The organism is Streptomyces sp. NBC_00659 (assembly GCF_036226925.1).
Lineage (GTDB): Bacteria > Actinomycetota > Actinomycetes > Streptomycetales > Streptomycetaceae > Streptomyces.
In genome coordinates, this window is record NZ_CP109031.1 from 4,757,808 (window position 1) to 4,783,853 (window position 26,046).

The 26,046-nt window shown below is 71.8% G+C and carries 24 protein-coding genes, 2 tRNA genes and 1 other RNA gene; 17 read left to right on the plus strand and 10 right to left on the minus strand.

Going from position 1 to position 26,046, the window contains the following annotated elements:
- Positions 1 to 113: 113 nt before the first annotated feature.
- Positions 114 to 2,429, minus strand: a complete 2,316-nt coding sequence (locus tag OG410_RS20590) for a DNA polymerase III subunit gamma and tau (RefSeq protein ID WP_329300534.1) — start codon at positions 2,427 to 2,429, stop codon at positions 114 to 116.
- Positions 2,430 to 2,558: 129 nt separating this feature from the next.
- An RNA gene (gene ffs, locus OG410_RS20595) (signal recognition particle sRNA small type) lies at positions 2,559 to 2,657 on the minus strand.
- 72 nt (positions 2,658 to 2,729) lie between these two features.
- Here ffs and OG410_RS20600 point away from each other — a divergent pair.
- A tRNA-Ser gene (locus OG410_RS20600) sits at positions 2,730 to 2,817 on the plus strand.
- 127 nt (positions 2,818 to 2,944) lie between these two features.
- Here the strand turns inward: OG410_RS20600 and OG410_RS20605 are convergent.
- Genes OG410_RS20605 through OG410_RS20615 form a run of 3 tightly spaced genes read right to left on the minus strand, consistent with a single transcriptional unit; the run spans position 2,945 to position 7,601 of the window.
- Positions 2,945 to 4,861 carry a copper resistance protein CopC gene (locus tag OG410_RS20605; RefSeq protein ID WP_443063899.1) on the minus strand — a complete coding sequence of 639 codons (1,917 nt, stop codon included), beginning with the start codon at positions 4,859 to 4,861 and terminating at the stop codon, positions 2,945 to 2,947.
- Between the two features lie 42 nt (positions 4,862 to 4,903).
- The gene (locus OG410_RS20610) at positions 4,904 to 5,536 is read right to left on the minus strand and encodes a GNAT family N-acetyltransferase (RefSeq protein ID WP_329300536.1); all 633 of its coding nucleotides are present in this window, start codon (positions 5,534 to 5,536) and stop codon (positions 4,904 to 4,906) included.
- Positions 5,526 to 7,601: a penicillin acylase family protein gene (locus OG410_RS20615; protein ID WP_329300537.1), complete on the minus strand. Its 2,076-nt coding sequence runs from the start codon at positions 7,599 to 7,601 to the stop codon at positions 5,526 to 5,528. The genes OG410_RS20610 and OG410_RS20615 overlap by 11 nt, the downstream gene beginning before the upstream one ends.
- A gap of 141 nt (positions 7,602 to 7,742) precedes the next feature.
- On the opposite strand from OG410_RS20615, the gene OG410_RS20620 reads away from it, so the two are divergent.
- Positions 7,743 to 8,324: an HhH-GPD-type base excision DNA repair protein gene (locus OG410_RS20620; protein ID WP_329300538.1), complete on the plus strand. Its 582-nt coding sequence runs from the start codon at positions 7,743 to 7,745 to the stop codon at positions 8,322 to 8,324.
- Between the two features lie 201 nt (positions 8,325 to 8,525).
- Here the strand turns inward: OG410_RS20620 and OG410_RS20625 are convergent, their stop codons facing one another.
- On the minus strand, positions 8,526 to 10,178 hold the full coding sequence (locus OG410_RS20625) for a helicase HerA-like domain-containing protein (RefSeq protein ID WP_329300539.1): 1,653 nt from the start codon (positions 10,176 to 10,178) through the stop codon (positions 8,526 to 8,528).
- 105 nt (positions 10,179 to 10,283) lie between these two features.
- Between OG410_RS20625 and OG410_RS20630 the strand changes: the two genes are divergently transcribed.
- Together OG410_RS20630 and OG410_RS20635 are read left to right on the plus strand one after the other, a co-directional pair.
- A complete protein-coding gene (locus OG410_RS20630; protein ID WP_003999914.1) occupies positions 10,284 to 10,580 on the plus strand; it encodes a type II toxin-antitoxin system VapB family antitoxin in 297 nt (98 codons plus the stop codon).
- A gap of 90 nt (positions 10,581 to 10,670) precedes the next feature.
- The gene (locus tag OG410_RS20635; protein ID WP_329300540.1) at positions 10,671 to 11,321 is read left to right on the plus strand and encodes a LytR C-terminal domain-containing protein; all 651 of its coding nucleotides are present in this window, start codon (positions 10,671 to 10,673) and stop codon (positions 11,319 to 11,321) included.
- Positions 11,322 to 11,442: 121 nt separating this feature from the next.
- Here OG410_RS20635 and upp read toward each other — a convergent pair whose 3' ends face one another.
- Positions 11,443 to 12,078, minus strand: coding sequence for a uracil phosphoribosyltransferase (gene upp / locus OG410_RS20640; protein ID WP_328450698.1), 636 nt, complete (start codon positions 12,076 to 12,078; stop codon positions 11,443 to 11,445).
- Positions 12,079 to 12,216: 138 nt separating this feature from the next.
- Here upp and OG410_RS20645 point away from each other — a divergent pair, with 138 nt between their 5' ends.
- The 9 genes from OG410_RS20645 (at position 12,217) to OG410_RS20685 (ending at position 18,792) form a co-directional block, all read left to right on the plus strand.
- Entirely contained in the window at positions 12,217 to 12,399 is a 183-nt protein-coding gene (locus tag OG410_RS20645) for a hypothetical protein (RefSeq protein ID WP_326786866.1), read from the plus strand.
- 741 nt (positions 12,400 to 13,140) lie between these two features.
- A complete protein-coding gene (locus tag OG410_RS20650) occupies positions 13,141 to 13,683 on the plus strand; it encodes a tRNA adenosine deaminase-associated protein (RefSeq protein WP_329304182.1) in 543 nt (180 codons plus the stop codon).
- 281 nt (positions 13,684 to 13,964) lie between these two features.
- Positions 13,965 to 14,396 (plus strand): tRNA adenosine(34) deaminase TadA, encoded by a 432-nt coding sequence (gene tadA, locus OG410_RS20655; protein ID WP_329304183.1) that lies wholly within the window; start codon positions 13,965 to 13,967, stop codon positions 14,394 to 14,396.
- 56 nt (positions 14,397 to 14,452) lie between these two features.
- Positions 14,453 to 14,537 (plus strand) — tRNA-Ser (locus OG410_RS20660).
- 444 nt (positions 14,538 to 14,981) lie between these two features.
- Positions 14,982 to 15,161: a hypothetical protein gene (locus tag OG410_RS20665; RefSeq protein WP_103554760.1), complete on the plus strand. Its 180-nt coding sequence runs from the start codon at positions 14,982 to 14,984 to the stop codon at positions 15,159 to 15,161.
- 127 nt (positions 15,162 to 15,288) lie between these two features.
- On the plus strand, positions 15,289 to 15,582 hold the full coding sequence (locus OG410_RS20670; RefSeq protein ID WP_328450694.1) for a Dabb family protein: 294 nt from the start codon (positions 15,289 to 15,291) through the stop codon (positions 15,580 to 15,582).
- Between the two features lie 216 nt (positions 15,583 to 15,798).
- The gene (locus OG410_RS20675) at positions 15,799 to 16,740 is read left to right on the plus strand and encodes an RNA polymerase sigma factor SigF (protein ID WP_329300541.1); all 942 of its coding nucleotides are present in this window, start codon (positions 15,799 to 15,801) and stop codon (positions 16,738 to 16,740) included.
- Positions 16,741 to 16,984: 244 nt separating this feature from the next.
- Positions 16,985 to 17,881, plus strand: a complete 897-nt coding sequence (locus OG410_RS20680; RefSeq protein ID WP_329300542.1) for an RNA polymerase sigma factor SigF — start codon at positions 16,985 to 16,987, stop codon at positions 17,879 to 17,881.
- Positions 17,882 to 17,970: 89 nt separating this feature from the next.
- A complete protein-coding gene (locus tag OG410_RS20685) occupies positions 17,971 to 18,792 on the plus strand; it encodes a hypothetical protein (protein WP_329300543.1) in 822 nt (273 codons plus the stop codon).
- Positions 18,793 to 18,990: 198 nt separating this feature from the next.
- Here the strand turns inward: OG410_RS20685 and OG410_RS20690 are convergent, their stop codons facing one another.
- Positions 18,991 to 19,188, minus strand: a complete 198-nt coding sequence (locus OG410_RS20690; RefSeq protein ID WP_037615166.1) for a hypothetical protein — start codon at positions 19,186 to 19,188, stop codon at positions 18,991 to 18,993.
- Between the two features lie 397 nt (positions 19,189 to 19,585).
- On the opposite strand from OG410_RS20690, the gene OG410_RS20695 reads away from it, so the two are divergent.
- From OG410_RS20695 to OG410_RS20705, 3 genes are all read left to right on the plus strand, one after another.
- On the plus strand, positions 19,586 to 20,092 hold the full coding sequence (locus OG410_RS20695; protein ID WP_329300544.1) for a MarR family winged helix-turn-helix transcriptional regulator: 507 nt from the start codon (positions 19,586 to 19,588) through the stop codon (positions 20,090 to 20,092).
- A gap of 21 nt (positions 20,093 to 20,113) precedes the next feature.
- Positions 20,114 to 22,642: an MFS transporter gene (locus OG410_RS20700; RefSeq protein ID WP_329300545.1), complete on the plus strand. Its 2,529-nt coding sequence runs from the start codon at positions 20,114 to 20,116 to the stop codon at positions 22,640 to 22,642.
- 94 nt (positions 22,643 to 22,736) lie between these two features.
- Entirely contained in the window at positions 22,737 to 23,558 is an 822-nt protein-coding gene (locus tag OG410_RS20705) for a YceI family protein (protein ID WP_329300546.1), read from the plus strand.
- A 7-nt stretch (positions 23,559 to 23,565) separates the two neighbouring features.
- On the opposite strand, the gene OG410_RS20710 is transcribed toward OG410_RS20705, so the two are convergent.
- Entirely contained in the window at positions 23,566 to 24,288 is a 723-nt protein-coding gene (locus tag OG410_RS20710) for an ANTAR domain-containing protein (RefSeq protein WP_329304184.1), read from the minus strand.
- Between the two features lie 154 nt (positions 24,289 to 24,442).
- Here OG410_RS20710 and OG410_RS20715 point away from each other — a divergent pair, with 154 nt between their 5' ends.
- Positions 24,443 to 24,913, plus strand: coding sequence for a PPOX class F420-dependent oxidoreductase (locus OG410_RS20715; RefSeq protein ID WP_329300547.1), 471 nt, complete (start codon positions 24,443 to 24,445; stop codon positions 24,911 to 24,913).
- A gap of 261 nt (positions 24,914 to 25,174) precedes the next feature.
- Here the strand turns inward: OG410_RS20715 and OG410_RS20720 are convergent, their stop codons facing one another.
- Positions 25,175 to 25,948: a TetR/AcrR family transcriptional regulator gene (locus OG410_RS20720; protein WP_329300548.1), complete on the minus strand. Its 774-nt coding sequence runs from the start codon at positions 25,946 to 25,948 to the stop codon at positions 25,175 to 25,177.
- Between the last annotated feature and the right edge of the window lie 98 nt (positions 25,949 to 26,046).

The window sequence follows — 26,046 nt, forward strand, 5'->3', positions numbered from 1 at the left end:
GGTCCCCTAGGCACCGGGCGGTGCGGCCCCGGGCATGGGGTGGGCGGCGTCCGAAGCCCGACCGGTGACGCCCCGCGCACAGGACGGGCGGCGGCCGGGGCCCGGTCCGCCTCTCACTCGTTCGAGAACTCCTCGACCACCGTCGCGCCGAGTTCGCGGACGATCAGTTCGTGGCCCGAGAGGGCGGACTCGTCCAGGTCGGGGTCGTCGTCCTCGGGGGTGTCGTCCTCCGGGGCGACCGGCGGCGGCTCGTAGGCCGGGGCCTGAGCGGGCGCCGACATGCCCTGGGCCTGGGGACGGCCGGCGGCCGGTCCGGACTGCGGGCCCGCGGGCCCGGAGGCCGGAGCGGACGACTGCTGGGGCGCGGGCCGCTGGCCGGCCGGAGCTCCGCCGTACCCACCGCCACCGCCACCGCCGTAGCCGCCACCGCCGCCGAACCCGCCGCCCGCCGGTGCGGGCGGCGGTGCCGAGCCGCCCGAGGCGTCCACGATCGCCTCGACCTTCCACTGCACGTTGAACTGCTCCGCGAGCGCCTGCCGCAGCACGTCCTCGCTGCCGCTGCTCGCGAAGTTGTCCCGGGCCCCCGCGTTGACGAAGCCGATCTGCAGGGTCGTGCCGTCGAAGGCCGTGACCTGCGCGTTCTGGCTGAGCAGGATCCAGGTGAACCGGCGGCGGTTCTTCACCGCCTCCAGGATGTTCGGCCACAGCATGCGGGGGTCGGGACCGCCCCCGGCCGGAACGGCCGCCTGGGGCGCTCCCGGTGCGGCGGCGGGCGGTCCGGCGGGTGCGGCGGAGGGCGTCGGCGCCGACTGGGCCGGAGGGCGGCCGCCGCCCGCCGGGGTCGTCGTGGGCCAGCCGCCGGGGCGCCGGCCGCTGCCGGCCGCCGTGGCGGTGGGCCAGGCGCCGGGCGCGGCCCCCGTGGGGGCGCCGGCCGGGGCTGCGGGCTGCTCGGGCGCCGCAGGGGCCGACGGGGGCGCGCCCGTCGGTGCCGGGGCCGTGAAGGACGCGGCGGGCGCCATGGGCGCGACGGGAGCGGGCGTCCCGGGCGCAGCGCCCGGCACGGCGCCGGCGGTCTCCCCGCCGGCCCCCTGTCCTGCGCCCTGCCCTGTGGCCGGTCCCGTTCCCCGGGCCGCGGCACGGGCCGCCGCCAGGCCTCCCCCGGGGGAAACCGGGGGAGCCGCGGGCCCGGCCGACGGGACGGGCACCGCGCCGTGCGCCTCGGGTCCGGGCACGTAGCCCATGGCGGGGGCGGCTTGGCCGCCGGAGAAGTTCACCCCGCGCTCGATACGGTCGAGGCGGGCCATGACGGACCGCTCGTCCCTGTAGGCGGCCGGGAGCAGAACACGGGCGCAGATGAGTTCGAGCTGGAGGCGCGGCGAGGTGGCCCCGCGCATTTCCGTCAGCCCTTCGTTGACGAGGTCGGCGGCGCGGCTCAGCTCCGCGGCGCCGAAGACCCCGGCCTGCGCCTGCATGCGCTCCACCACGTCGACCGGGGCATCGATGAGCCCCTTCTCCGCCGCGTCCGGGACGGCCGCCAGGATCACCAGGTCCCGCAGCCGCTCCAGCAGGTCGGCGACGAAGCGCCGCGGGTCGTTGCCGCCCTCGATGACGGTGTCCACGACTTCGAAGGCGGCGGCGCCGTCCCCGGACGCGAACGCCTCGACGACGGCGTCCAGCAGGGAGCCGTCCGTGTAGCCGAGCAGCGAGGTCGCCATGGCGTACGTCACACCGTCGTCGGCGGCACCCGCCAGAAGCTGGTCCATCACGGACATGGAGTCACGCACGGACCCCGCGCCCGCCCGTACGACGAGGGGCAGCACACCGTCCGCGACGGGAATGCCCTCCTGCGTGCAGACCTCGCCCAGGTACTTGCGCAGGGTGCCCGGCGGCACGAGCCGGAACGGGTAGTGATGGGTCCGCGACCGGATCGTCCCGATGACCTTCTCGGGCTCGGTCGTGGCGAAGATGAACTTGAGGTGCTCCGGGGGCTCCTCGACGACCTTCAGCAGCGCGTTGAAGCCGGCCGGCGTGACCATATGGGCCTCGTCGATGATGTAGATCTTGTAACGGCTGCTCGCGGGCCCGAAGAAGGCCTTTTCCCGCAGGTCACGGGCGTCGTCCACACCACCGTGCGAAGCGGCGTCGATCTCGATGACGTCGATGGAGCCCCGGCCGCTCCGGGCGAGGTCCTGACAGGACTGGCACACACCGCACGGAGTGGGGGTGGGGCCCTGCTCGCAGTTCAGACAGCGGGCCAGGATGCGCGCGCTCGTCGTCTTGCCGCACCCGCGCGGACCGCTGAACAGGTACGCGTGATTGACCCGGTTGTTCCGCAGCGCCTGCGACAACGGGTCGGTGACATGCTCCTGCCCGATGACCTCGGCGAACGACTCCGGGCGATAACGGCGGTACAGCGCGAGAGACGACACGTCTACGAGGTTATAGGCGCCCACTGACATCAAGGACCGCCCTGAGCGCATCCCGGGCGCGACCCCGGCGGCATCCGGTCCCCGGCCCGCCCGGCCACGGCCCGACGGCGTCCGGGCGACCGCCCCGGAAACGCAAGCGCCCCCCACGCACCCGCCAGAGCCGACCTACCCTTGCTGCCTTCCGGCCCTGGGGGAGTTCAGTCAGATAGCGCCACGTGAGGGGCTCCGCAAAGAGTACAGGATGCCGGGGGTGGGGAACGAGTTCGCGAGCACTCCTCAACGTCTTGTATTGTTTGCCCCGGAGGATTCGCCTAGTGGCCTAGGGCGCACGCTTGGAAAGCGTGTTGGGGGCAACCCCTCACGAGTTCGAATCTCGTATCCTCCGCCAGTGCCTCACCGGGCACTAACGTCGAAGGGCCCCGCTGCTTGCAGCGGGGCCCTTCGACGTTGTCCGGCCCCATCGGGCGTGCGCGGGCCCCGGCCACCCTCGTGGCCGGGGCCCGCGCCCGTCGGACTCAGTCGATCGTCACCTTCTTCGAGACGGTGATCTCGTCGATGTCGCTGGTGCGGACGGTGACCTTCATGGTCCAGGTGCCGGGGAGGGGGAGGGTGAGGCCGTCGGAGGTCCAGTAGCCGCCCTTGTCGGTGATCTCCGAGTCGATCGGGCCGACCTTCTGTGATTCCTGGGTGAAGGTCAGGCGCACCTCGGGGACGGTCACGAGGCCGCCGTCGGGGCCGAAGACCACGACCTGCACGGAGTTCTCGCCGACCTGGCCGGGCGTGAGCTCGATCTGGACCTTGCCGTGGCCGCCCGGGGTGCCGACGTCGAAGGGCACCAGGGTCGTCCTGGAGGTCACCCGGCGCGCGGCCGCGACCGCGTCGGCGCTCTCCGTGGCGGCGCGGCCCGGCTGGGTCCCGGTCAGCATCGTCGTGATCACCAGCACCAGGATGCCGACAGCGACCTCGGCGAGCACCGAGCGGCGCAGGCCCCGGTGGTACTCGGTGTCCCCCAGCCCACCCTTCGCCCCGTCTCCCGCCGTCTCGTCTCCCGTCGTCCCGTCTCCCGTCGGCCCATCCGAGGCGGGCCCTTCCGAGGTCGGCTCCTCCGAGGCGGGCCCTTCCGGGGCCGGTCCATCCGACGCCGACGCCGACGCCGGCACCGCGACCGGGACCGCGACGCGGCCGGCCGGGACGCCGGCGGGGGTCCGCGCCGTCGCCGCGCGGGTCGTCCAGCGTCGCGAGAACGCGGCTCCGGCCAGGAGCAGTGCCACCAGGACGACCTTCACGACCAGGAGCCTGCCGTACGAGGTCGAGGTCAGGGCGTCCCAGGAGCCGAGGCCCCGCCAGGACTGGTAGACGCCGGTGACCGCGAGGACCGCGACCGAGGTGAGGGCGAGCCGGGAGAACCGGGTGACGACGGCCGGGGGGACCGGCTCGGCGGGACGGTGGAGCGCGGCCAGCAGGGCGGCCAGACCGCCGAGCCACACCGCCATGGCGAGCAGATGCAGTACGGAGGAGACCATCGCCGCGGGGACCTGGATCCCGGCGGAGGCGTGCTCGGCGGCGGCCCAGGTGACCGCCAGGGCCAGGGAGAACAGCGCACCGAGCGCGAGGACGACACGGCCCGCCCCCCGGCCCCGTACCGGCACCCTCGGGGGCACGAAGGCCACGGCGGCGAGCAGCGCCAGCCGCGCCACCAGAACGATGCCCGGCCGGCCCCTCAGGGTGTCGCTGAGGCTCTCCGGGTCGAAGACCCCGGACAGGCCGGTACCGCGTTCGTAGGGGTCGCGCAGCAGGAGGAGCGCGAACGTGGAGCCGAGCAGGATCCACCATCCGGTCACCAGGAGACGCCGTACGGACCCCGGGAAGCCGCAGACGAGCACGAACGTGACCGCGCCGATCAACAGGGCGAGTCCGCTGTACGCGGCGTAGCGGGCGATGTCGTAGAGGGCGGAGGAGGCGGGATCACCGGCGGTGGGCGGCAGCGGTGTGCGGGTCGCGGACGGCTTGCCGACGGAGAACGTGAAGGCGCCGGAGACGGGGTGGCTGTCCGCCGAGACGACCCGCCAGGCCACGGTGTACGTGCCGGTGGCGAGGCCGCGCGGCAGGGTGACGCCGGCGGTGTCGGCACGGCCGTCCGCGTGCTCCGGTTCCCCGGTGCGCACGCGCCGGTTCTCCGGGTCGAGCACGCGGAAGGAGTCGTCGAACAGGCCGATCGGCTCACTGAACGTCAGCGTCACCTGGCGGGGCGCCGACTTCAGCACACTGCCCTCCTGCGGATCGGTGCCCGTCAGCGCCGCGTGGGCGGACGCGCCGCTCACACCGCTGAAAAGCACCAGGACCAGGACACTGCCCAGCAGGGCGAGGGCCCTGGCCCCGATCCGCCGCTGTCGCCGCCGGCTCTCGTTCACACGCCGTCTCCGTATCCGCATGTCCAGAGTCTCGGTCATGTACGGACACGGGCCGCGTCCGGCTCACCTCGGTGCCGTCGGGCCCTTCTCGAAGGCCTCGCGCGTCAGGAAGGCGAGCCGGGCGTGCTTCTCGGGCAGATGGACCTCGGGCAGGTCGATCTCGGGGAGCACGATGTCCCCGGCGGGCACGAAACCCTGCCGGGTCAGCCGCTCGACGGCCTTGGCGTTGCGGGCGTCGGGTTCGACCACGGCCCGCTCCCGGCCGAGGCCGGTCAGCGCGTACGCCAGGAACGCCGACAGCAGCGTGGACGACCAGCCCGGCCGCTCGCCGGCGCCGGGTACGGGGGGCCCGATGAGCAGGTGGACCCCGATGTCGCCGGGCCGGACCTCGTAGCACTCGGAGACCCGGTCGGCCTCGGGCTCGTAGGTCTGGAACAGCGCGGCCGGTACCCCGTCCTTGACGGTGAGGAAGGCGTGATGGGTGTCGAGCGAGTCGAGGTGCAGATAGGTCTCCAGCACCTGCTGCTTCGAGAACCCGGTCATCCCCCAGTACGCGGCCCGTTCCTCGGTGACCCAGCCGTGCAGCACGTCGAGGTCGGCGCGCGGGTCCACGGGCAGCACGCGGACCGTGCCGAAACCCTCGACGCGCTGCTCGTGAACGGCCTCGCGGGTGCCTGCGTACGTCTCAGTCGTCATCGCTCTCCTTGGTCAGCTTGTTCCAGTCGGTGGTCACCGGGGCGAGATCTCCCCTGAGCCACAAGGGGAGTTGATCGCGGTGGTGGGCCGCGCCGGGGACACCGTCGGCTCCGAACGGGACCACCCAGAGGCTGTCGTCCCGGTCGGCGAGGTCCCAGACGTAGCGGGCGGCGGGTCCGCGGGCGCTCAGGTCGGTCAGTCCGGGGAGCGACGAGGTGGACAGGACGCAGTCGTTGTCGCCGGACAGGGCCGGTTCGTCGTACGCGGTGCCGGGGAGCGCCCGCCAGGGGGCGAGGCGATGGGTGTCGCCCCAGGTCCGGGGCGCGGGCCCGGCGGCCACTTCCTCGACGGCCGCTTCCTCGACGGCCGCCCGGATCACGGCGTCGCGGTCGATGCCGTACGGCTCCCCTGCCGTCAGCAGGTTCTCGAGGGCGAAGGCGACGCGCGGGGTGAGCGCGAGCCAGGGCAGGAAGACGGCCGGGCGGGCGGGCGGTTCGGCCAGGACGGCGAGGGCCGGGTGCGCCACGAGCCGTCGTACGACCGCGTCGCGCACCCGGGCGTACGTCGCGGCCGCGACGCTGCCGGCGTCCATGTGCCGGTTCCAGCGCAGGAGTCGGTCCCTGAGGCCGGCCGCCGCGCCGGAGAGTTCCAGCGTGGCCAGCGGGTCCAGCAGGGCGGCCGCGGAGGCGAGGTGCGTGTCCATGTGGACGGCCGGCATGTCCGCCGCCGACAACGCCTCGCCCGTGTCGAGCAGCCGGCGGATACGGTCGGCGCGGTGCGGCGGCGCGAACTCGACACCGAGCGGGGCCGCGGGACCACGCTGGTTCGCCATCACGGCGAGCCCGTCCTCGACCGGGCCGTACGGCATCTCGTGCCAGCCGGTCCACTCGTGGCCGGCCTCCCACGCGGGCACCATCCGGGTGCGGTTGGCCGTGGCGCGCACCGGGACCCGGCCCGCGACGCGGTGCAGCACCCCGCCCTCGGTGTCGGCGGCCTGCACGACGTTCACCGGCTCCGCCCAGGCGTCGAAGGCCCGGTCCACGTCGGCGACCCGGCGGGCCCGCAGCAGCGGCAGGAGCGCGCCGAATCCGAGGTCCGCCGTCACGCGGGGCGGGTAGCGCAGGCTGACGGACTCCTCGGCGCCGACGCCCCCGATCACCACGGGCCCGCGCGCCGTCTCGATCACCTCGACGTCGACGGGTTCGCCGCCGGCCACCTCCACCCGCTCCGTGTGCCGTGCCGTGGCCCGCCAGACACCGTCGGGATCGAGCGCCTCGACGGCCCCGCCGTCGACGCGTCGCAGCCGCTCCCGGTAGAGGTCCTGGTAGTCGGCCATCGCGTTGGTGATCGCCCAGGCGACGGTTCCGGTGTGGGCGAAGTGGGCGATGCCCGGGACACCGGGGACGGCGAGGCCGACGACGTCGAACTCCGGGCAGGAGAGGCGGATCTGCTGGTAGACGCCGGGGTCCTCGATGAAGCGGTGCGGGTCACCGGCGATCACCGCCTGCCCGGTGGCGGTGCGCTCGCCGCTCACCAGCCATCCGTTGCTCCCCGCCGTGCCGGGCCCGTCCATGGCGAACAGGCCGACCGCGTCGGCGCCCAGCCGCCGTACGACCTCCTCGCGCCACAGCTTGGCGGGGAAACCGGCGAAGAGGATGTGGATACCGAGCCAGACGCCCAGCGGGCTCCAGGGCTCCCAGCGTCCCGGAACGAGCCCGCTCGCCGCGAACTCGGGTGCTCTCGCGGCCCCTTCGGCCAGCCCCGCGTTGACTCCGTCGACGTACGCGACGACCCACGCGGCGGTCTCGGGGTCGCGTTCCTCCAGGGACGCGAAGCAGCGTCGCGCGGTGTCGTCGAGCCGGGCCTGCCGGGCGAAACGGTCCCAGCCTGCGGACTCCTCGCCGAGGAACGCGGCCGAGGTGCCCTGGGATCGGTGCCGGTCGACCTCGAGCTGCCAGGCACGGTCCCGGGCGGTGACCCGGCCCTGGGCGTGGGCGAGTTCCAGGGCGCTGCCGACGCGCAGGTGCGGGATGCCCCAGGTGTCACGGTAGATCTCGGGTTTCACGATCCATCCCCAGTCATGTCAGGTTAGGCTAACCTAATTTAACCTTCGGGATCGTACGTCCGGGACGAAGACCGGGTGAAGCCGGGTGGCCTCGACGACCGCGGCCGAACGACCCGCCGCAGCACGCGGGATCATCGGTCCATGGACGTCACGCTTCACCTGGCCCAGCAGCCCGAGGCCGACGAACTGCTCGGCCGCAGCCCGCTCGCGGCCCTGGTCGGCATGCTGCTGGACCAGCAGGTGCCGATGGAGTGGGCCTTCGCGGGGCCGTACACGATCGCCCGCCGCATGGGGGCGGACGATCTCGACGCGCACGAGATCGCCGCGTACGACCCGGAGAAGTTCGCCGAGCTGCTCTCGGCCAAGCCCGCCGTGCACCGCTACCCCGGCTCGATGGGCAAGCGCATCCATCAGCTGTGCCAGTACCTCGTCGAGCACTACGACGGAGACGCCGCCGCCGTCTGGAAGGACGCCGGCAGCGGCGCGGAACTGCTGCACCGCCTCAAGGAACTCCCCGGTTTCGGCGCGCAGAAGGCCCAGATCTTCCTGGCCCTCCTCGGCAAGCAGCTCGGGATCGCCCCCGAGGGCTGGCGGGAGGCGGCGGGCCCCTACGGCGAGGCCGGCTCCTTCCGCTCGGTCGCCGACATCACCGGCCCGGAGTCCCTCGCCAAGGTCCGCGCCCACAAGCAGGAGATGAAGGCGACGAAGGCCTCCGGCAAGTAACCCGGGCCCGGGGAACCGGCGCCCCCACCGTCCCCGGCACGGGTGCCCGCCCCCAACCGTCTTTCGCCCCGCCGCCCTGCCCTTCCCACCCCTGGGGCTCCGCCCCGGACCCCGCTCCTCAAACGCCGGAGGGGCTGGAATTTCCCCGGCCGGGGCGGGCAAAGGGCGGCCGCCCTCCGGCCGGACCTCTCCTGGGTCCCTCTAGCGCCGCTTGCGCGCCGTTCCGAAGACCGACCGGGTGATCTCCCGGCCGATCTGCGTACCCACCGACCGCGCCAGGGACTTGAACAGTCCGCTTCCGACGACCTGCTCGACCACGGAGGGCTCCTCCTTCGGCCGGCTCCGGCCGCCGGAGTGCCCGGCCTCGCGCCCCGCTTCGGTCCCGGCTTCGGTCCCTCCTCGCGGCCGCGAGGAGGGCGAGGGAGACGCGGGCGCCCCGGAGTCCGGCGACCCCGTCAGTTTCTCGTACGCCGACTCCCGGTCCACCGCCTGCGCGTACCGCCCGTACAGCGGCGACTCCCGCACCGCCCGGTCCAGCGCGCCCGCCTCCACCGGACCCATCAGCGACCGCGGCGCGCGCAGCCGGGTCGCCGCGACGGGCGTCGGAGCGCCCTTCTCGCTCAGCACGGTGACCACGGCCTCGCCGGTGCCCAGGCCCATGAGGACCTCTTCGAGGTCGTACGGGGAGTCGGGGAACGTCTTCACGGTGGCCTTCAGCGCCTTCTGGTCGTCCGGCGTGAAGGCGCGCAGCGCGTGCTGGACACGGTTGCCGAGCTGGGCGAGGACATCCGCGGGGACATCCTTCGGCGTCTGCGTCACGAAGAAGACGCCGACCCCTTTCGAGCGAATGAGCCGGACCGTCTGTGTGATCGCGTCCAGGAACGCCTTCGACGCGTCGCCGAAGAGCAGATGGGCCTCGTCGAAGAAGAAGACGAGCTTCGGCCTGTCGGCGTCGCCGACCTCCGGGAGGTCGTGGAAGAGATCGGCGAGCAGCCACATCAGGAACGTCGAGAAGAGCTGTGGCTTGTCCTGCACGGCGGGCAGTTCGAGGACCGACACCACGCCCCGGCCGTCCGGCGCCAGACGCGTCAGCTCGCCCGTGTCGAACTCCGGCTCCCCGAAGAAGGGGCTCATGCCCTGCGCCTCGAAGGCCGTGAGCGAGCGCAGGATGACACCCGCCGTGGCCGTGGAGAGACCGCCGATCCCCTTCAGTTCCTGCTTGCCCTCGTCCGAGGTCAGAAAGGCGACGACCGCGCGCAGGTCCTTGAGGTCGACCAGCTCCAGGCCCTTCTGGTCGGCGTAGTGGAAGATCAGGCCGAGCGACTGCTCCTGGGTCCGGTTGAGCTGGAGCACCTTCGACAGCAGCACCGGCCCGAAGGCGGTGACCGTGGCGCGTACGGGAATGCCGTGGCCGAGACCGCCGAGCGCGTAGAACTCCGCCGGGCAGCCGCCCGGTGTCCATTCCTGGCCGACCTCCCGGGCCCGCTCCCGGACCTTCGTCCCGGGTTCCCCCGGCGCCGAGATCCCGGAGACGTCACCCTTGATGTCGGCGAGGAAGACGGGGACTCCCTGCGCCGCGAGCTGTTCGGCGATGAGCTGGAGCGTCTTGGTCTTGCCGGTGCCGGTGGCGCCCGCCACCAGGCCGTGCCGGTTGAGCATCGGCAGCGGGACGCGGATCTGCGCGTCGGGCAGGCACGACCCGTCCCAGAGCAGCGCGCCGAGTTCGAGGGCGGGACCCGCGAAGGCGTAACCGGCCGCGATCTCCAGCGCCTCCCGCGGGAGCGCGGGGGCACCGGCGGCCCGCTCGGGAGCGGTCCCGGTGGCAGCCGACGACACGGTCTCGCCGTCACTCATATCAGACCCCTGTTCCCGTTTTGCAAGGATTTACGACATCTTTTCCAGCGTCGCACTCCGCCTCCATGGCTGCGCCCGGAAGGTCTTGACCGGTAGGCTTTCCGTGTGATCTTCAAGCGCATCGGAAACGGCCGGCCGTACCCCGACCACGGCCGGGAAAGCACCCGGCAGTGGGCGGACGTCGCGCCGCGCCCGGTCCGCCTCGATCAGCTCGTGACGACGAAGGGCCAGCTGGACCTGGAGACCCTCCTCGCCGAGGACTCCACCTTCTACGGCGACCTCTTCGCCCACGTCGTCAAGTGGCAGGGCGATCTGTACCTGGAGGACGGCCTGCACCGCGCCGTCCGCGCCGCGCTCCAGCAGCGCCAGGTGCTGCACGCGCGCGTTCTCGAACTGGACTAATGGCCACGGCTTGACCCCAATGGGTTGAACTGAACGCCGGGCAATGATCATCTAGTAGGCATTGGCGCCCCGGCGCACTACGCTGCGCCCATGAGCATGCTTACTCCCCCTGGCATGGGTGGCCAGTATCGGATCACGGGGGACAAGTACCCGCGGATGCGCCGCCCCCGTGGGCGTCGCAAGTTCGTGTTCGTGAGCATCACCTCCGTCACCGTTCTCGGGTTGATCGGGTGGGGGTCGCTGCAGCTCATCGACATCTACACGGGCGGCGGCAAGGCCACGGCGGCGGACACCAAGGCGGACTGCGCGTCCAAGGTCACGCCGGAGGCGAAGGCGGCCGCGGCCGCCTTGGCCTCGCTGCCGAAACCCGGCCAGATCACCGTGAACGTCCTCAACGCGACGCCCCGCAGCGGTCTCGCCAAGCAGACGGCGGACGAGCTGAAGAAGCGCGGCTTCAAGATCGGCGACGTGGGCAACGCGACGGCCGCGTACGACAAGAAGGTCACGGGCGCCGGGCTACTGCTCGGTGCCAAGGCCGCCGACCGGGCCGCGCTCCCTGTCCTCAACACCCAGCTTTCCGGCGCCCAGCTGAAAACCGACGGCCGTACCCGGGCCACGACGGTCGACCTGATCATCGGCGCCGACTTCAAGGCGCTGACGAAGAAGGAGGACGCCGACAAGGCGCTGACCGTCCTGACTCAGCCCAAGCCGGCGCCCGCCACCTCGAAGAAGCACTGCTGACTCCAGACCGGTCCCGGTGACTGTTCTCCGGGCCCAGGGCCTGAGAACAGTCACCGGCTCCGGAGTCGCGGTCCGGGAAGAGCCGCCGGTCATGGTGGGGCGCTGCCCCGTCGGCACGGAGTTACTCGGCGGCCCCGTACATCCGGTCACCCGCGTCGCCGAGGCCCGGAACGATGTAGCCGTGCTCGTTCAGGCGCTCGTCGACCGAGGCCGTGACCACGGTGACCGGGGTGCCCGCCAGTTCGCGCTCCATGAGCTCGACACCCTCGGGGGCGGCGAGAAGGACCACGGCCGTGACGTCGTCGGCGCCGCGCTTGATCAGTTCCTGGATCGCGGCGACGAGCGTGCCGCCGGTGGCCAGCATCGGGTCCAGGACGTACACCTGACGGGCGGAGAGGTCGTCCGGCATCCGGGTGGCGTACGTGGAGGCCTGGAGCGTCTCCTCGTCGCGCACCATGCCCAGGAAGCCCACCTCGGCGGTCGGCAGCAGCCGGACCATGCCGTCGAGCATGCCGAGGCCCGCGCGCAGGATCGGCACGACGAGCGGGCGCGGGTAGGAGAGCTTGACGCCCGTGGTCGGGGAGACCGGCGTCACGATGTCGACCTGCTCCGTGCGCACGTCGCGGGTGGCCTCGTAGGCGAGCAGGGTGACCAGCTCGTCGGCCAGCCGCCGGAAGGTCGCGGAGTCGGTGCGCTGGTCGCGCAGGGTGGTGAGCTTATGGGCGACCAGGGGGTGGTCGACGACGTGAAGACGCATGTCCACAACAGTAGCGGGGCCGACGGCGCCCGCCACTGACCCGCCCGGCAAGGCCGGCCGCCCGGCATCACCCTTCCGCTGGCATCAAACCATCCGTCGGAGGGAAGGTGGGAGGGACGGACCTGGGGTGGTGTGCCAATGCGGAACCAGCAAGAGGAGTCGTCCGAACGGCTGGAGACCGACGCCGAGCGCAGGAGGCGGCGGGCCCAGTTCCTGCGCGACCTGGCCGAGGCACGCGAGCTGCGCGACCGGGTCCAGCCCCGCCGCGCCAAGACCGCCCGTCTGCGCCACGCGATGCGTATGCGCACGTTCCGCTGGTAACGGACGCCCGCCGACCCACCTGCCCGGCTCCGGACGGCCCCGACCCGCGCCATACCGCCGGACGGCCCCCGGCCCCTGCGCCACACCCGCCGGGCCCCGTCCCGTCGCGTGCCACACCCGCCGGAGGGCCCCGCCCCGTCGCACGCCACACCGCCGGAGGGCCCCGCCCACTGCGACACACCGCCGGACGGCAGCCTCCAGGTCCGCCGGAGCGCCCCCGCCACGGCTCTCGCCGTGCCGAACCGGCGCCACGTCCGCAGGGCGGGCCGGCCCGCCCGCGGAGAGGTCCGAACCGGGCCCGCCGCGGCCCCGGCCGACACGCCCACGAAGGAATGCGGCGGCGCGCCACCACGCGACCGCCGCCACCACGCCCTCGGGAAAGCCGCACCACCGCCGATGGCACGCCCGCCGCGGCAAGGGAACGCGCCCGCACGACGGTGGGGGCGCGCCGGGGCGGAACCGCCCGCCTGGCCGCCCGGAAGCCGGGCCGCACCCGCGTGACGGGGGGCCGTGTGGCTGACGTGTCGGGCAGGGAGGTGGCTACACGGCGCGGGCAGCCGCGTACGATCCGCTGTTAGCGATCAAAAGAGGCGGACACAGCAGGCCGAAGACGTCCCCTGAACGCTGTCTTTCTGCCACGATTCCGAGTGGGCGGGGACTCGGAGCAGCAGCACTCCTCGCCCACAGCCTCCGCCGGGGGGAACCCCAACCGGCACACCTATGACCAGTGGGAGAGTCACGGTGTACTTCGCCGCACTGCTCGCGCGCACCGAAGACGGGTGGGAAGCGAGCGATACAGAGCTCGACGATGTGGAAACCCTGTCGGATCTGACCGATCTGGCCCGTGAAGTCTCGGACGAGGACACGGTGCTCGTGCTCATCGAGCAGGAGGACGCGTGGTTCGGCGTCGTCCGCGTGGACGGCGAGGAGGATCCGCGTATCTACGTCTCGGACGCCGCCGCGGCCGCCCGCAGTTCGTACGGCGAGATCCTGCTCACGGACGAACTACTAGGACGGGATCCGGGCGACGACGACGCCGACCTGGACTCCCTCGATCTGGACGGCACGGAGGACGGTGAACCAGGAGACTCCGACGACGACGAGGAGGAGGACCAGGGGAGCGTGTCCGGCGATGCCGTCTCGCACAGCCCCGTCGGGGACCGCTACATCCTCGCGGACCTCGGAGTGAGCGAGAAGGAACTGCTGGCCCTGGACGAAGGCGACGCGCTCAGCACGATCGCCGAGGCCCTGGGAGCGGCGGAGGTCCTGGAGACCGTCCGCTAGGACGTGTCCCGGGACCTCCGGAAACGGTGGGTCCGGCCCCCGCGCCCGCGATCCCGTCCCCCGTACCGGTGAACCGGCGAACCGGCCCGATCCACCGGGCCGGTTCTTCGCCTGCCGTCCGCCCTCACCGTCTCCGCGACGGTGGGACGGCGGGACCCCGGGGGCGGCGCCCAGGGCCCCTTCCGCCGGACCCGGCGGGATTCCGCTAGGTTCCCCGGGTGAGCACCCCGCGTCAGGTACCCCCGCCGCCCGATCCCGTACGTGACCGGTGGCGGGCCCCGATGCGGCTCGCGCTGGACGAGGCACGGCTGGCCCCTCAGGACGGGGACGTTCCCGTGGGCGCCGTCGTGCTGTCCCCGGACGGTACGACCGTGCTGGCCGCCGGGCACAACGAACGCGAGGCCACCGGCGACCCGACGGCGCACGCCGAGGTCCTCGCGCTGCGACGGGCCGCGGCGAGGCTCGGCGAGTGGCGGCTGTCCGGGTGCACGCTCGTCGTCACCCTGGAGCCCTGCACGATGTGCGCGGGCGCGCTCGTCCAGTCCCGTGTCGAACGGGTGGTGTACGGCGCCCGCGACGAGAAGGCGGGCGCGACCGGCTCCGTCTGGGACGTCGTCCGCGACCGGCGGCTCAACCACCGGCCCGAAGTCGTCGAGGGCGTCCTCGCCGAGGAATGCGCCACGCTGCTCACCGACTTCTTCCGCGACCGCTGACCGGGCCGCCGAAACGGATTTCAGGCCACGGCCCACCTTGGGGTAGGGTCTCCCTCGGTAGCGTGTCCGAGCGGCCGAAGGAGCTCGCCTCGAAAGCGAGTGTGGCGCAAGTCACCGAGGGTTCAAATCCCTCCGCTACCGCTTCTGAAGGGCCTCGTCGAAAGACGGGGCCCTTCGTGCGTTCCGGGGCCGGGGGCTCCGTACGGACCGCGACGCCAAGGAGCCCCGGCGCCGCTCGGCCGCCGGGGCTTCCCTGAACCCGGAAGGGTTCTCCGCTCCCACAGAGGAGGGGGAAGGGGCGCAATCGGGGGCGCCCCCTTCCCCCACGGAAGGACCCGCAAGTCCACGCCGCCGTCTCGGGGGAAAGTCGGGCGGCGAGAACCCCGCAGTGGGGTCCCTCCGGGCCCCGTGGACTCCTGACGGTTCCTGCCGGGGCTCCCTTCCATCCTGGACCGCGGGAGCGCCGCTCAGGCCCGGCAAAGGACCTCTACCAGCGGGCCGTTGGTCCTTAAGTGCGGCGTGAAGGTTACACTCACCGCCGGCAGCAGGGGGCCGACGGGCGCAGAAGTCACAGGGGAGGCCGCCATGGCGGTGAATTCGAAGAAGATCGCCATCTATGTGCTCGTGGTCTTCGTGCTCTACGTGATCATCACGGATCCGGCCAAGGCCGCCGACTACGTACAGATAGCGTTCGAGGGCATATCGAACGCCGCCGGGGCGATAGGCGACTTCATGACCTGGATCGCCGACGGAGCGAAGAACTGACGTCAGGCGGCGACGCCGGCGCGGCGAAGGTTCCGCGCGCCCGGTGCCGAGCAGGCATGACGGAGCGACGCGCGTCCCGGCAGGGGCGCGGCCGAGCGAAGAACCACCTCACCACCAGGGAGTGCCCGTGATCCGCCATCTGGTCCTCTTCAAGCTCAACGACGGCGTCCGGCGCGACGAACCCCGCGTCGTCGAGGGCGTCGCCGCCTTCCGCGCGCTCGGCGAGCTCGTCCCCGAGCTGCGGTTCTGGGAGTGCGAGTGGAACATCAGCGACCGGCCCATCGCGTACGACTTCGCGATCAACTCCGCCGTCGAGGACGCTGACGCCCTCAAGCATTACCTGGAGCACCCGGCCCACGTGGCCGGTGTCGCACTCTGGCGGGAGTTCGCCACCTGGGTGATCGCGGATTACCCGTTCTGACCCTTTTTGATCGCACACTCTTGCCGAGCCCTTGACCGCAACCGGTCAGGGGTTTTCGACGTCTTGAAACCCAACTCACCTGCAAATCACCTCCAACACGACGTTAAGCGGTGCTTGCACACAGTGCACATGTCTTGTGATGCTATGACCGCTTTTGACGGATGAGTTGACGGATACGTCGACGGATCGTTGACGAATGAAGAGGTGGCGTTGACCGTGTCGGCCAGTACTGCGCCGCCCCAGGAGGAAGCCCCGGCCACGGCCCGGGCGACGGCCCTCGCCTCCGCCCCGCCGGCACCCCCGGCACCGGTCACGGCGCAGACCACGGCACCCGACGCCGCAGCGAGCCTCACGCCCGGCCCCCCGCCCGTCCAGGAGGTCACCCAGGAGCGGCGCCGCGGTGCCGACACCCGGGCCCTCACGCAGGTGCTCTTCGGCGAACTCAAGGTGCTGGAGCCGGGCACCCCCGAGCACAACCGGGTCCGCGGCGCCCTGATCGAGGCGAACCTGCCGCTGGTCCGGTACGCAGCGGCCCGCTTCCGGTCCCGCAACGAGCCGATGGAGGACGTGGTCCAGGTCGGCACCATCGGCCTGATCAACGCCATCGACCGCTTCGACCCGGACCGGGGCGTGCAGTTCCCGACCTTCGCGATGCCGACGGTCGTCGGCGAGATCAAGCGGTACTTCCGTGACAACGTTCGCACGGTCCACGTACCGCGCCGGCTGCACGAGCTGTGGGTGCAGGTGAACAGCGCGACCGAGGACCTGACGACCGCTTTCGGGCGCTCGCCCACCACCGCGGAGATCGCCGAACGGCTGCGCATCACCGAGGAGGAGGTGCTCTCCTGCATCGAGGCCGGACGGTCGTACCACGCGACCTCCCTCGAAGCGGCCCAGGAGGGCGACGGACTGCCGGGGCTGCTCGACCGGCTCGGATACGAGGACCCCGCGCTCGACGGAGTCGAACACCGGGACCTCGTGAGGCATCTGCTCGTACAGCTGCCCGAACGCGAGCAGCGGATCCTGCTCCTCCGCTACTACAGCAACCTCACCCAGTCACAGATCAGCGCCGAGCTGGGTGTTTCCCAGATGCATGTGTCAAGGCTCCTCGCCCGTAGCTTCGCGCGGCTTCGATCCGCAAACAGGATCGAGGCGTAACCGAAAAGAGCTAATCGCTCAAGGTCGGTTTTTACGTCAGTTCAGAGCTGATTCTCTGTCAGACCCCCTTTTTCCAGGGCTGATCCACCCTCTACATGTCGACAAGTCTCTACAGCGTGTTGCCGACATGTGACATTCTTCCGGGAGCGCGTTTGCCGCGGCCTCGCCTCCGGTATTCAGGTGGAGGCTGCGTTCCTCCGACGGGAGCGACTGCCGCGACCGTCCGCGACCCAAAGGGGGTGGCATGTCCGCAGATCAGGGCAGCTCGAAGGTGCTCACGCTCACGAAGGGCGACGCAGTGCCCGAGGCGCACGCCGCGCTTCACGATGTCCCTGCCGCCGAGGCCCCGGAAGCCGTTCTGGTCCCCGAATCCTCGGGCGCCATCGACACCCGGACCCTGTCCCGCTCCCTCTTCCTGCGGCTCGCCGCACTCGCCGAGAACAGCCCGGAACGTGGTTACGTCCGGGACACCCTCATCGAGCTCAACCTCCCGCTCGTCCGGTACGCGGCGGCCCGCTTCCGCTCCCGCAACGAGCCGATGGAGGACATCGTCCAGGTCGGCACCATCGGCCTGATCAAGGCGATCGACCGCTTCGACTGCGAGCGCGGCGTCGAGTTCCCGACCTTCGCGATGCCGACCGTCGTGGGCGAGATCAAGCGGTTCTTCCGCGACACCTCCTGGTCGGTCCGCGTCCCGCGCCGCCTCCAGGAACTGCGGCTGGCCCTCACCAAGACCAGCGACGAGCTCTCGCAGAAGCTCGACCGCTCTCCGACGGTCGCCGAACTCGCCACCGCTCTCGGGGTGTCCGAGGAGGACGTGGTCGACGGCCTCGCCGTCGGCAACGCGTACACGGCGTCGTCGCTCGACTCGCCCGCTCCCGAGGACGACGGCGGCGAGGGCTCCCTCGCGGACCGCCTCGGCTACGAGGACACCGCGCTGGAGGGCGTGGAGTACCGCGAGTCGCTCAAGCCGCTGCTCGCCAAGCTGCCGCCCCGCGAGCGCCGCATCATCATGCTGCGCTTCTTCGCCAACATGACCCAGTCGCAGATCGGCGAGGAGGTCGGCATCTCGCAGATGCACGTCTCCCGTCTGCTCACCCGCACGCTGGCCCAGCTGCGCGAAGGCCTCATCTCCGACTGACCGTCCCCCGCAGGGTTCATAATTGACGGATCGTCAGCCACACTGGCGCGATGCGTCACGGGTCGACAAACGGTCGCCGAGGTGTCCTGGTGAGTACCTCGGCGGCCGTGCTGTGTCTGGGCGGGGTACTGGCCGCGTGCGGGAGCGGCGGGAGTGGCGGCGGGTACGCCGCCGTCGGGGCCGCGGACGGCTCCCCACGGGCTTCGGGGGCGGTGGTGGCGCCTTCGGGCGAGGTCTCCCTGGCGCCCCTGGACGGTTCGGCCGACGGTGGCTCCAACGCGGCCGGGAGCAAGGTGAGTTCAGGATCCGGGAGCGGAACGTCGGCCACCGGTCCGGGCGGCGCCTCGTCCGAGAGCGCGGGCGACCCCGGCGGCTCGGACGGTTCGGCGGCCGGTCCCGCCGACTCGGGAGGGCCGCAGGCCGGCAAGGGCGGTTCCGGGGCCGGGACAGGCGCTGCGGGAGGTGCGGGAGGTACGGGACCCGGCACCGGTGGCGGGTCCTCTTCGTCCTCCGGTTCGTCGTCCGGTGGTGACTCCGGCCGTACGGGCGGGAGTTCGGGCAGTTCGTCCGCGCCGCCCGCCCCCGGCCCGACGGTGAGCGCCGGGCCCGCCGTCCTCTCCGTGAGCGATCCCTCGCGCGCGGCCACCGATCAGCGGTGGTGCGAGAAGGTGACCGTCTCCTTCAGCAACACCGGTGGTACGGCGGTGCGTTCGGGCACGGTGACCTTCGGTACGCACATCATCGGGGCGCTCGGGATCGACTGGGCGACGATCCGCTCGGCCGAGACCCTTCCGGCGCCGATCGCGGCCGGCGCGAAGAAGAGCGGGACCTGGACGGTGTGCGTCGACGCCTGGCGGGTGCCGCTGGGCATGCACATCGAGACGCAGGACGTGTCCGTCCGGTGGGAGTAGGGGGCGTGGCCCTGCCGGGTCACGCTGCCCCGCTCACTCGCCGGCCACGCCCGGCCGTACGGTTCCGCTCGGTTCTGTACGGTTCCGCTCAACTACCGGTCCCGCCCGGGTCGTACGGTCCCGCATGCCCGACGGTCCGGCCGGGCCGCGCGGTCCCGCCCGACTACCGGTCCCGCCCGGCTGTACGGTCCCGCGGGATCACATGAAGGCGAGCCAGGCCACCGCGGCGACGACCGCGACGGCGAGGACGACGCCGACGATCAGGCCCACGCGGGGACCCGCGGGAGCGGCCGCCTGCTGCTGCCGGCCCTGGGGGGCCTCGTCGACGAACGCACGGAACATCTGAGTGCTGCCCGCGGGGTCGTAGTTGCCCTCGGGGCCCTGGGTGTTTGCCATAGGCCGGACCCTAGCGAATGCGCGCGGGCTGCCCAAGTGCCGGGTTGCCGTTCACACCGATCGTGACGCGTCCGCACACCGCCCCCGACCAGGACGCACACCGGCGCGCGCCACCTCTTCACCCGACGTCCGTCCCCGACGTCCGTCCCCGACGTCCGTCCCCGACGTCCGTCCTGGACGCCCAGCCCAGAGGCCCAGCCCAGACGTCCACCCCCGGCAACCACCCCCGTCCGGAGAACCCCACCCCCTTCCATCCATCCGTCCGTCACTCCCACCTGCACGTTTCCGTTCGCCAACACTTGCCTTTGCCAACTTTTTATCCCTGAAGCCCCGAATTCGTTTGCCTGCGGCAACCAACTTCTTTATGGTTGCCCTAAGCAACGAATGGGGAGGTGCGATGGCCGGGCAGGCGCAGTACGAGGAACTGGCTCGTCAGCTCAGCGCCATCGGCGCCGTGAAACGGGGGATGGGACGGATCCTGCCGCCCGACTGCCCGGCGGGCTCCGCCGCCGTGCTCACGCTGCTCGGCCGGTACGGCGAAATGCGGATGAGCCGGCTCGCGGAGCTGCTGTCCGTGGACATGTCGGTGACCAGCCGCCATGTCGCGCACGTCGCCGACCGGGGCTGGATCGAACGGTTCCCCGACCCGGCCGACAAGCGCTCACGCATCCTGCGCCTCACCGCGGCCGGGCACGCCCAGCTCGACGAGCTGTCCCTGCGCACGTCGCGACTGCTCTCCGACCGGCTGAGCCACTGGTCCGACGACGAGGTCGGACTGCTCATCGAGCTGATGGGCCGGCTGCGCGAGAGCTTCGGCGACTGCCGCTCCCCGCAGTGGTCCCACGCGCACCCTCCCCCGTACGCAACAGACGTTTCAGAACCGACCACCCGTACACCCGCGTAAATACGTAAGAAAAGGAAGCCCATGGCAACGACCACACCATCCGGTGTGCGGGGCTCTCACGCCAAGCACGGAAGCGCCGACGGCGCTCCGATGACGCACCGGCAGATCATGGAGGCGCTCTCCGGGCTGCTGCTCGGCATGTTCGTCGCGATCCTGTCGTCGACGATCGTCACCAACGCGCTCCCCGAGATCATCGGCGACCTGGGCGGCGGCCAGTCCGCCTACACCTGGGTCGTCACGGCCTCACTGCTGGCCATGACCGCGACCACGCCCCTGTGGGGCAAGCTCTCCGATCTGTACAGCAAGAAGGCGCTCGTACAGATAGCTCTCATCATCTACGTGCTGGGATCGGCCGCCGCCGGGCTGTCCCAGAACCCCGGCATGCTCATCGCCTGCCGCGTGGTCCAGGGCATCGGCGTCGGCGGTCTGTCCGCCCTGGCGCAGATCGTGATGGCCGCGATGATCTCCCCGCGCGAGCGCGGTCGCTACTCCGGATACCTGGGCGCGACGTTCGCCGTCGCAACCGTCGGCGGTCCGCTGCTCGGCGGTGTCATCACCGACACGAGCTGGCTCGGCTGGCGCTGGTGCTTCTACGTCGGTGTGCCGTTCGCGGTCATCGCGCTGATCGTGCTCCAGAAGACCCTGCACCTGCCCGTCGTGAAGCGGGACGTGAAGGTCGACTGGGCCGGCGCGTTCTTCATCTCCGCCGCGGTCTCGCTGCTGCTGGTCTGGGTCACCTTCGCGGGTGACAAGTACGACTGGGTCTCGTGGCAGACGTACACGATGGTCGCCGGCGCGATCGTCCTCGGTGCGCTGTTCGTGCTGGTCGAGTCCAGGGCGAGCGAGCCGATCATCCCGCTGCGGCTGTTCCGCAACCGCACCATCACCCTCTCCTCCCTCGCGTCGCTGTTCGTCGGTGTCGCGATGTTCACCGGCACGGTCTTCTTCAGCCAGTACTTCCAGCTGGCGCGGGACAAGTCCCCGACGATGTCGGGCGTCATGACGATCCCGATGATCGGTGGCCTGTTCATCTCCTCCACGGTCTCCGGCCAGGTCATCACCAAGACCGGACGGTGGAAGTACTGGCTCGTCAGCGGCGGCTTCCTGGTCACCGCGGGCCTCGGCCTGCTCGGCACGATCCGCTACGACACGGCCTACTGGCACATCGCGATCTTCATGGCGCTGCTGGGCCTCGGCATCGGCATGATGATGCAGAACCTGGTGCTCTCCACGCAGAACCAGGTGGCCCCGGCCGACCTCGGCTCGGCCAGTTCCACGGTGACGTTCTTCCGTTCCCTCGGCGGTGCGATCGGTGTCTCCGCGCTCGGCGCGGTCATGGCCAACCGGATCACCGACTACGTGAAGGACGGACTGACCGACCTCGGCCCCAAGTACGCGGCCCTGGGCTCGGGTTCGGACTCCAGCATCCCGGACATGGACAAGCTGCCCGCGCCGCTGCGCACCGTGATGGAGAGCGCGTACGGCCACGGCATCGCGGACGTCTTCCTGATCGCGGCCGGCATGGCGCTGATCGCCTTCCTCATCGTGCTGTTCATCAAGGAGGTCCCGCTGCGGACGTCCGGCGCGCTGGCGCAGGCCGCCGCGGAGAAGTCCGGGGAACCGGTCACCGAGGCGCCCGTCGCCGAGGCCGTCGAGGCCGCGGCCACCGCGGCCCTCGCCCCGGCCGTCGACACCACCGAAGCCGCCTTCGGGACCGCCCCCGAAGGCGCACAGCGGCTCGCCGGCGTCGCCACCGCGACGAAGGAGGGCATCCCCCGGCCCGCGTCCGGCGGCATCAGGGTGCACGGTCAGGTCCGCGGCGCCGAGAGCGCGCCCGTGCCGCAGGCCGCGGTCACGCTGATCTCACCGGCGGGACGCCAGCTCGGCCGCTCGGTCGCACAGGCGGACGGCTCTTACACCCTCGACGCGCCCGGTGTGGGCTCGTACGTCCTGATCGCCTCCGCCGACGGCTTCCAGCCGCAGGCCTCGACGATCGTCGTGAACGACGAGCCGCTCGCGTACGACATCCTGCTGAGCGGCACCAGCGGGCTGAGCGGTGTCGTCCGGGCCAGCGAGGGCGCCTCCCCGGTCAAGGACGCGATGGTCGTCGTGACCGACGTCCGCGGAGATGTCCTGGCCACCGGAACCACCGGTGAGCAGGGCGAGTTCGCGTTCGCCGAGCTGGTGCCCGGCGTCGTGACGGTCGCGGTGAACGCCGCCGGCCACCGGCCGCGGGCCCTGCCCGTCGAGGTCGGCGGCACCGGGGTCACCCGGATCGAGGTCGACCTCGACTCGGGAGCCCAGCTCCAGGGTGTCGTACGGGCGCCGCACGGCCCGCTGTCGGACGCCCGCGTGACGTTGGTGGACGCGGCCGGAAACGTGGTCGGCACGGCCAGGACCGGCGGCGACGGCGCGTACGCCTTCACCGATCTGGACGGCGGCGAGTACACCGTCATCGCGGCGGGCTACCCGCCGGTGGCGACCGCGCTGACCGTCGGCGGCCGTGGAGTGGACGACCACGACATCGAACTCGCCCACCCCGGCGAGTAGTCCGAGCCCCGGCCCGTGGGGATGCGCGCACTCTGAGCGGAGGTGCGCCCCCCACGGGCCGGTTTTCATTGGTTCATCGCAAGGAGTTACTGCCATGGGACTGACCGCGAAGATCCGCACCCGGGACGGATGGGCCGTCTCGCACGCGGTCGTCACGGTGACCGACTCGACCGGCACCCAGGTGCTGCGGGCCGAGGCGGGCACCGACGGAACCGTGCACGACACCACGAGCCTCGTGCCGGGCGCCTACACGGTGATCGTGACCGCGCTCGGGTACGCGCCCGCCGCCTCGGGCGCCATCGTCACGGCGGCCGGCCGTGCCGAGGTCGGCCAGGTGACACTGGCCCGCCGGGGCGGCACCGAACTGCCCCCGCCGGGTCCGTGGACCATCGACCCGGCGCACTCCTCCGTCGGCGTGGTCGCCCAGCACCTGGGCATCTCCAGCGTGCACGGCCGCTTCACGGACTTCGCGGGCCGCATCGAGATCGCCCCCGGCGACGTGACCGCCTCCCGCGTCGAGGCGACGATCACGGCCGCCTCCATCGACACCGGCAACGGCACCCGCGACGGACATCTGAGGTCGCCGGACTTCCTGGACACCGGGAAGCACCCGCTGATCACCTACCGCTCGACGGGCCTGACACCGGCCGGCTCCGACCGCTGGACCGTGCACGGCGAGCTCACCCTGCACGGTGTCGTCCGTCCCGTCGACCTCGACCTCGCCCACCTCGGCACCGGCGCCGACCCCTGGGGCGGCACCCGCGCCGCCTTCCGGGCGGGGGCCGACCTCCACCGCGAGGACTTCGCGCTCCACTACAACCAGATCGTCCAGGCGGGCATCTCCGCCATCGGCACGACCCTGAGGGTGGAACTCGACATCCAGGCCGTGCAGGGCGAGTCGCTGCCGGCCGCCTGAGCCCCGCTCACGCGCCCTCGCCGGCGTCGACGATCCGTCGGGCCAGGTCACGGAGCTTGACGTTCTCCCGCTGGGAGGTGCGCACGAGGCTGGCGAACGCCTCGGACGCGTCGATGTCGAGCCGCTCCATGAGGATGCCCGTGGCCTGCCCGATCAGATCCCGGGTGCGCATCGCCTCGGTGAGCTGCTCGCGCAGGGTGGCCGAGTCCAGCGCGATACCGACGTGCGCGGTGAACAACCGCCCTATGCGGGTGGCCGACTCGTCGAAGGCGCGGGGCTCCCGCGCGTACGCCGTCAGGACGGTCAGCCGGCGCCGGTCGGCACGCAGCCGCAGCGACAGCACCGACCGCAGCCCGAGACCCGACAGCGCGAGATCCCCGTCCTCCGCGGCGGCGTCCTCGATCCGGGCCACCGGCGCCGTCCACAGCCGGTTCAGGTACGGGTGATGCTCACGGCCCGCGCTCAGGGCGTCGGCGGAACGGACGACCTCGTCCGTCCAGGCCAGCGTCTGCCGGTGGGCCTTGGGCTCGATGACGGAGATCCCGGCGTACTCGACACCTGGCAGGATGCGCACGGCCAGCCGGACGGCGGTACGCAGGGTGGCATGGGGACTCGAGGTCTCGTGCAACTGCTGAGCGGCGGCCGTGAGGCCTTCGGCCAGCTCGAAACCCGTATCAGAACGAGACAATTCGGAAAACTCAGACGCAGCCACCACGAACCTCTTCGGCATGCACGGCCACACGGCCATGCGCAGGAGAGCTCCGCAGCACATTCCCGACTGCGAGCACAGGACGAAGAGCACTTTAGCCGCTTCGATGAGGTCCGGTGCCGCCCGCCGGCCGAGCCCGCGGGCGATCGCGGGGCACGCGGCCTACGCTGATCGCATGGCAGCCGACATCGCGACGAACACCTCTGTCTCCCTCGACGAGTTGCTGGACTTCGTACGCCCCCGCCACCGGGCCGTCCTGCTCACCCGCCGCGCCGACGGCGGCCCCCAGGGCTCCCCGCTGACCTGTGGTGTCGACGACTCGGGCCGCATCGTCCTCTCGACGTACCCCGAGCGTGCCAAGACCCGCAACGCCAAGCGGGACGAACGGGTCAGCCTGATCGTCCTCAGCGACGAGTGGAACGGGCCCTGGGTCCAGGTCGACGGCACCGCCGAGGTGATCGACTCCCCGGACTCCGTCGAGCCCCTCGTCGAGTACTACCGGAACATCGCCGGTGAGCACCCCGACTGGGACGAGTACCGCGAGGCCATGCGCAAGCAGGCCAAGTCGATCATCCGCGTCACCCCCACGCGCTGGGGCCCGGTGGCCACCGGAGGCTTCCCGCCCCACCTGGCCCCGCAGGCCTAGGAACAGGCGTTTCCTTCGCCCCCTCCGCCCCTACCCGACCCACCCTGGGGCTCCGCCCCAGACCCCGCTCCTCAAACGCCGGAGGGGCTGAAACTCACGCCCGCACCCGGCATCCGGCGGAAGGGGCCGTGCCGGTACATCGATGCCCGTCGCCACCGACGCTCACGCCTCACCCGACGGCGACGGGCTGATGCACCGGCACGGCCCCGACCCACCACCGGACGGGAAGCGCGCCCGCAAACGCCGGCGCAGCGCCACCGTTCAGCCTCGGGCCACCATCGTCTCGATCCCCGCGATCAACAGCTCCAGCGCGAACTCGAAGTCCCGCTCGCGCATCTCCGACACCGTGTCCCCGCCGCGCGCCTCCATGAGACCCTCCGCACTGGCGAAGTGCGCGGCGTACTGCGGCTCTTCGCTGATCGTGCTCATGGCCTGCCGGAAGTACTCGTCCTGCGACATCCCCGCCGAGACGCACCGCTGCACGAAGTGGCCCTCGATCGTCCCGAACCCGTACACGAACTGGAACACCGCCGACATCGCCCCCATCTGCCCGTGCGCCGGCATCCCGGTGTTCCGGATCACCTGCTGCACACGCGCCGAGAACGCCATCGAGCACGGCCCGACGTTCAGGAAGTTGCCGATCAGCGTCGACACCCACGGGTGACGCACCAGCAGCGCCCGGTACCCCACCGCCAGCGACCGCAGCTGATCACGCCAGCCTTCCGCCGACTCGGCGTCCGGCAGCTCCAGTTCACCGAACACGGCGTCGAGCGCGAGCTCCAGCAGATCGTCCTTGGTGTCGACGTACCAGTACACGGACATCGCGGTGACGTTCAGCTCGGCCGCGAGCCGTCGCATGGAGAACTTGGCCAGGCCTTCCGCGTCCAGCAACCGCACCGTGGCCGCGGTGATCCGCTCCCGGTCGAGCCCGGACGGCTGGCCACCGCCCCGGGCGGCCCCGCCCCGGGGGGCCCTGTCCTCCAGCCAGACGCTGGTCCGCGCCGGCCGCTTCGCCCTGTCGGCTGCCCTCACCATGGCGCTCCTTCCCCGGAACTCGAACCACGGAGCGGGCCGGAACTCCCCGGTCCACCCTCCTCGACGATGCTAAGCGGGCACTTCGGGGACGGGCCCCA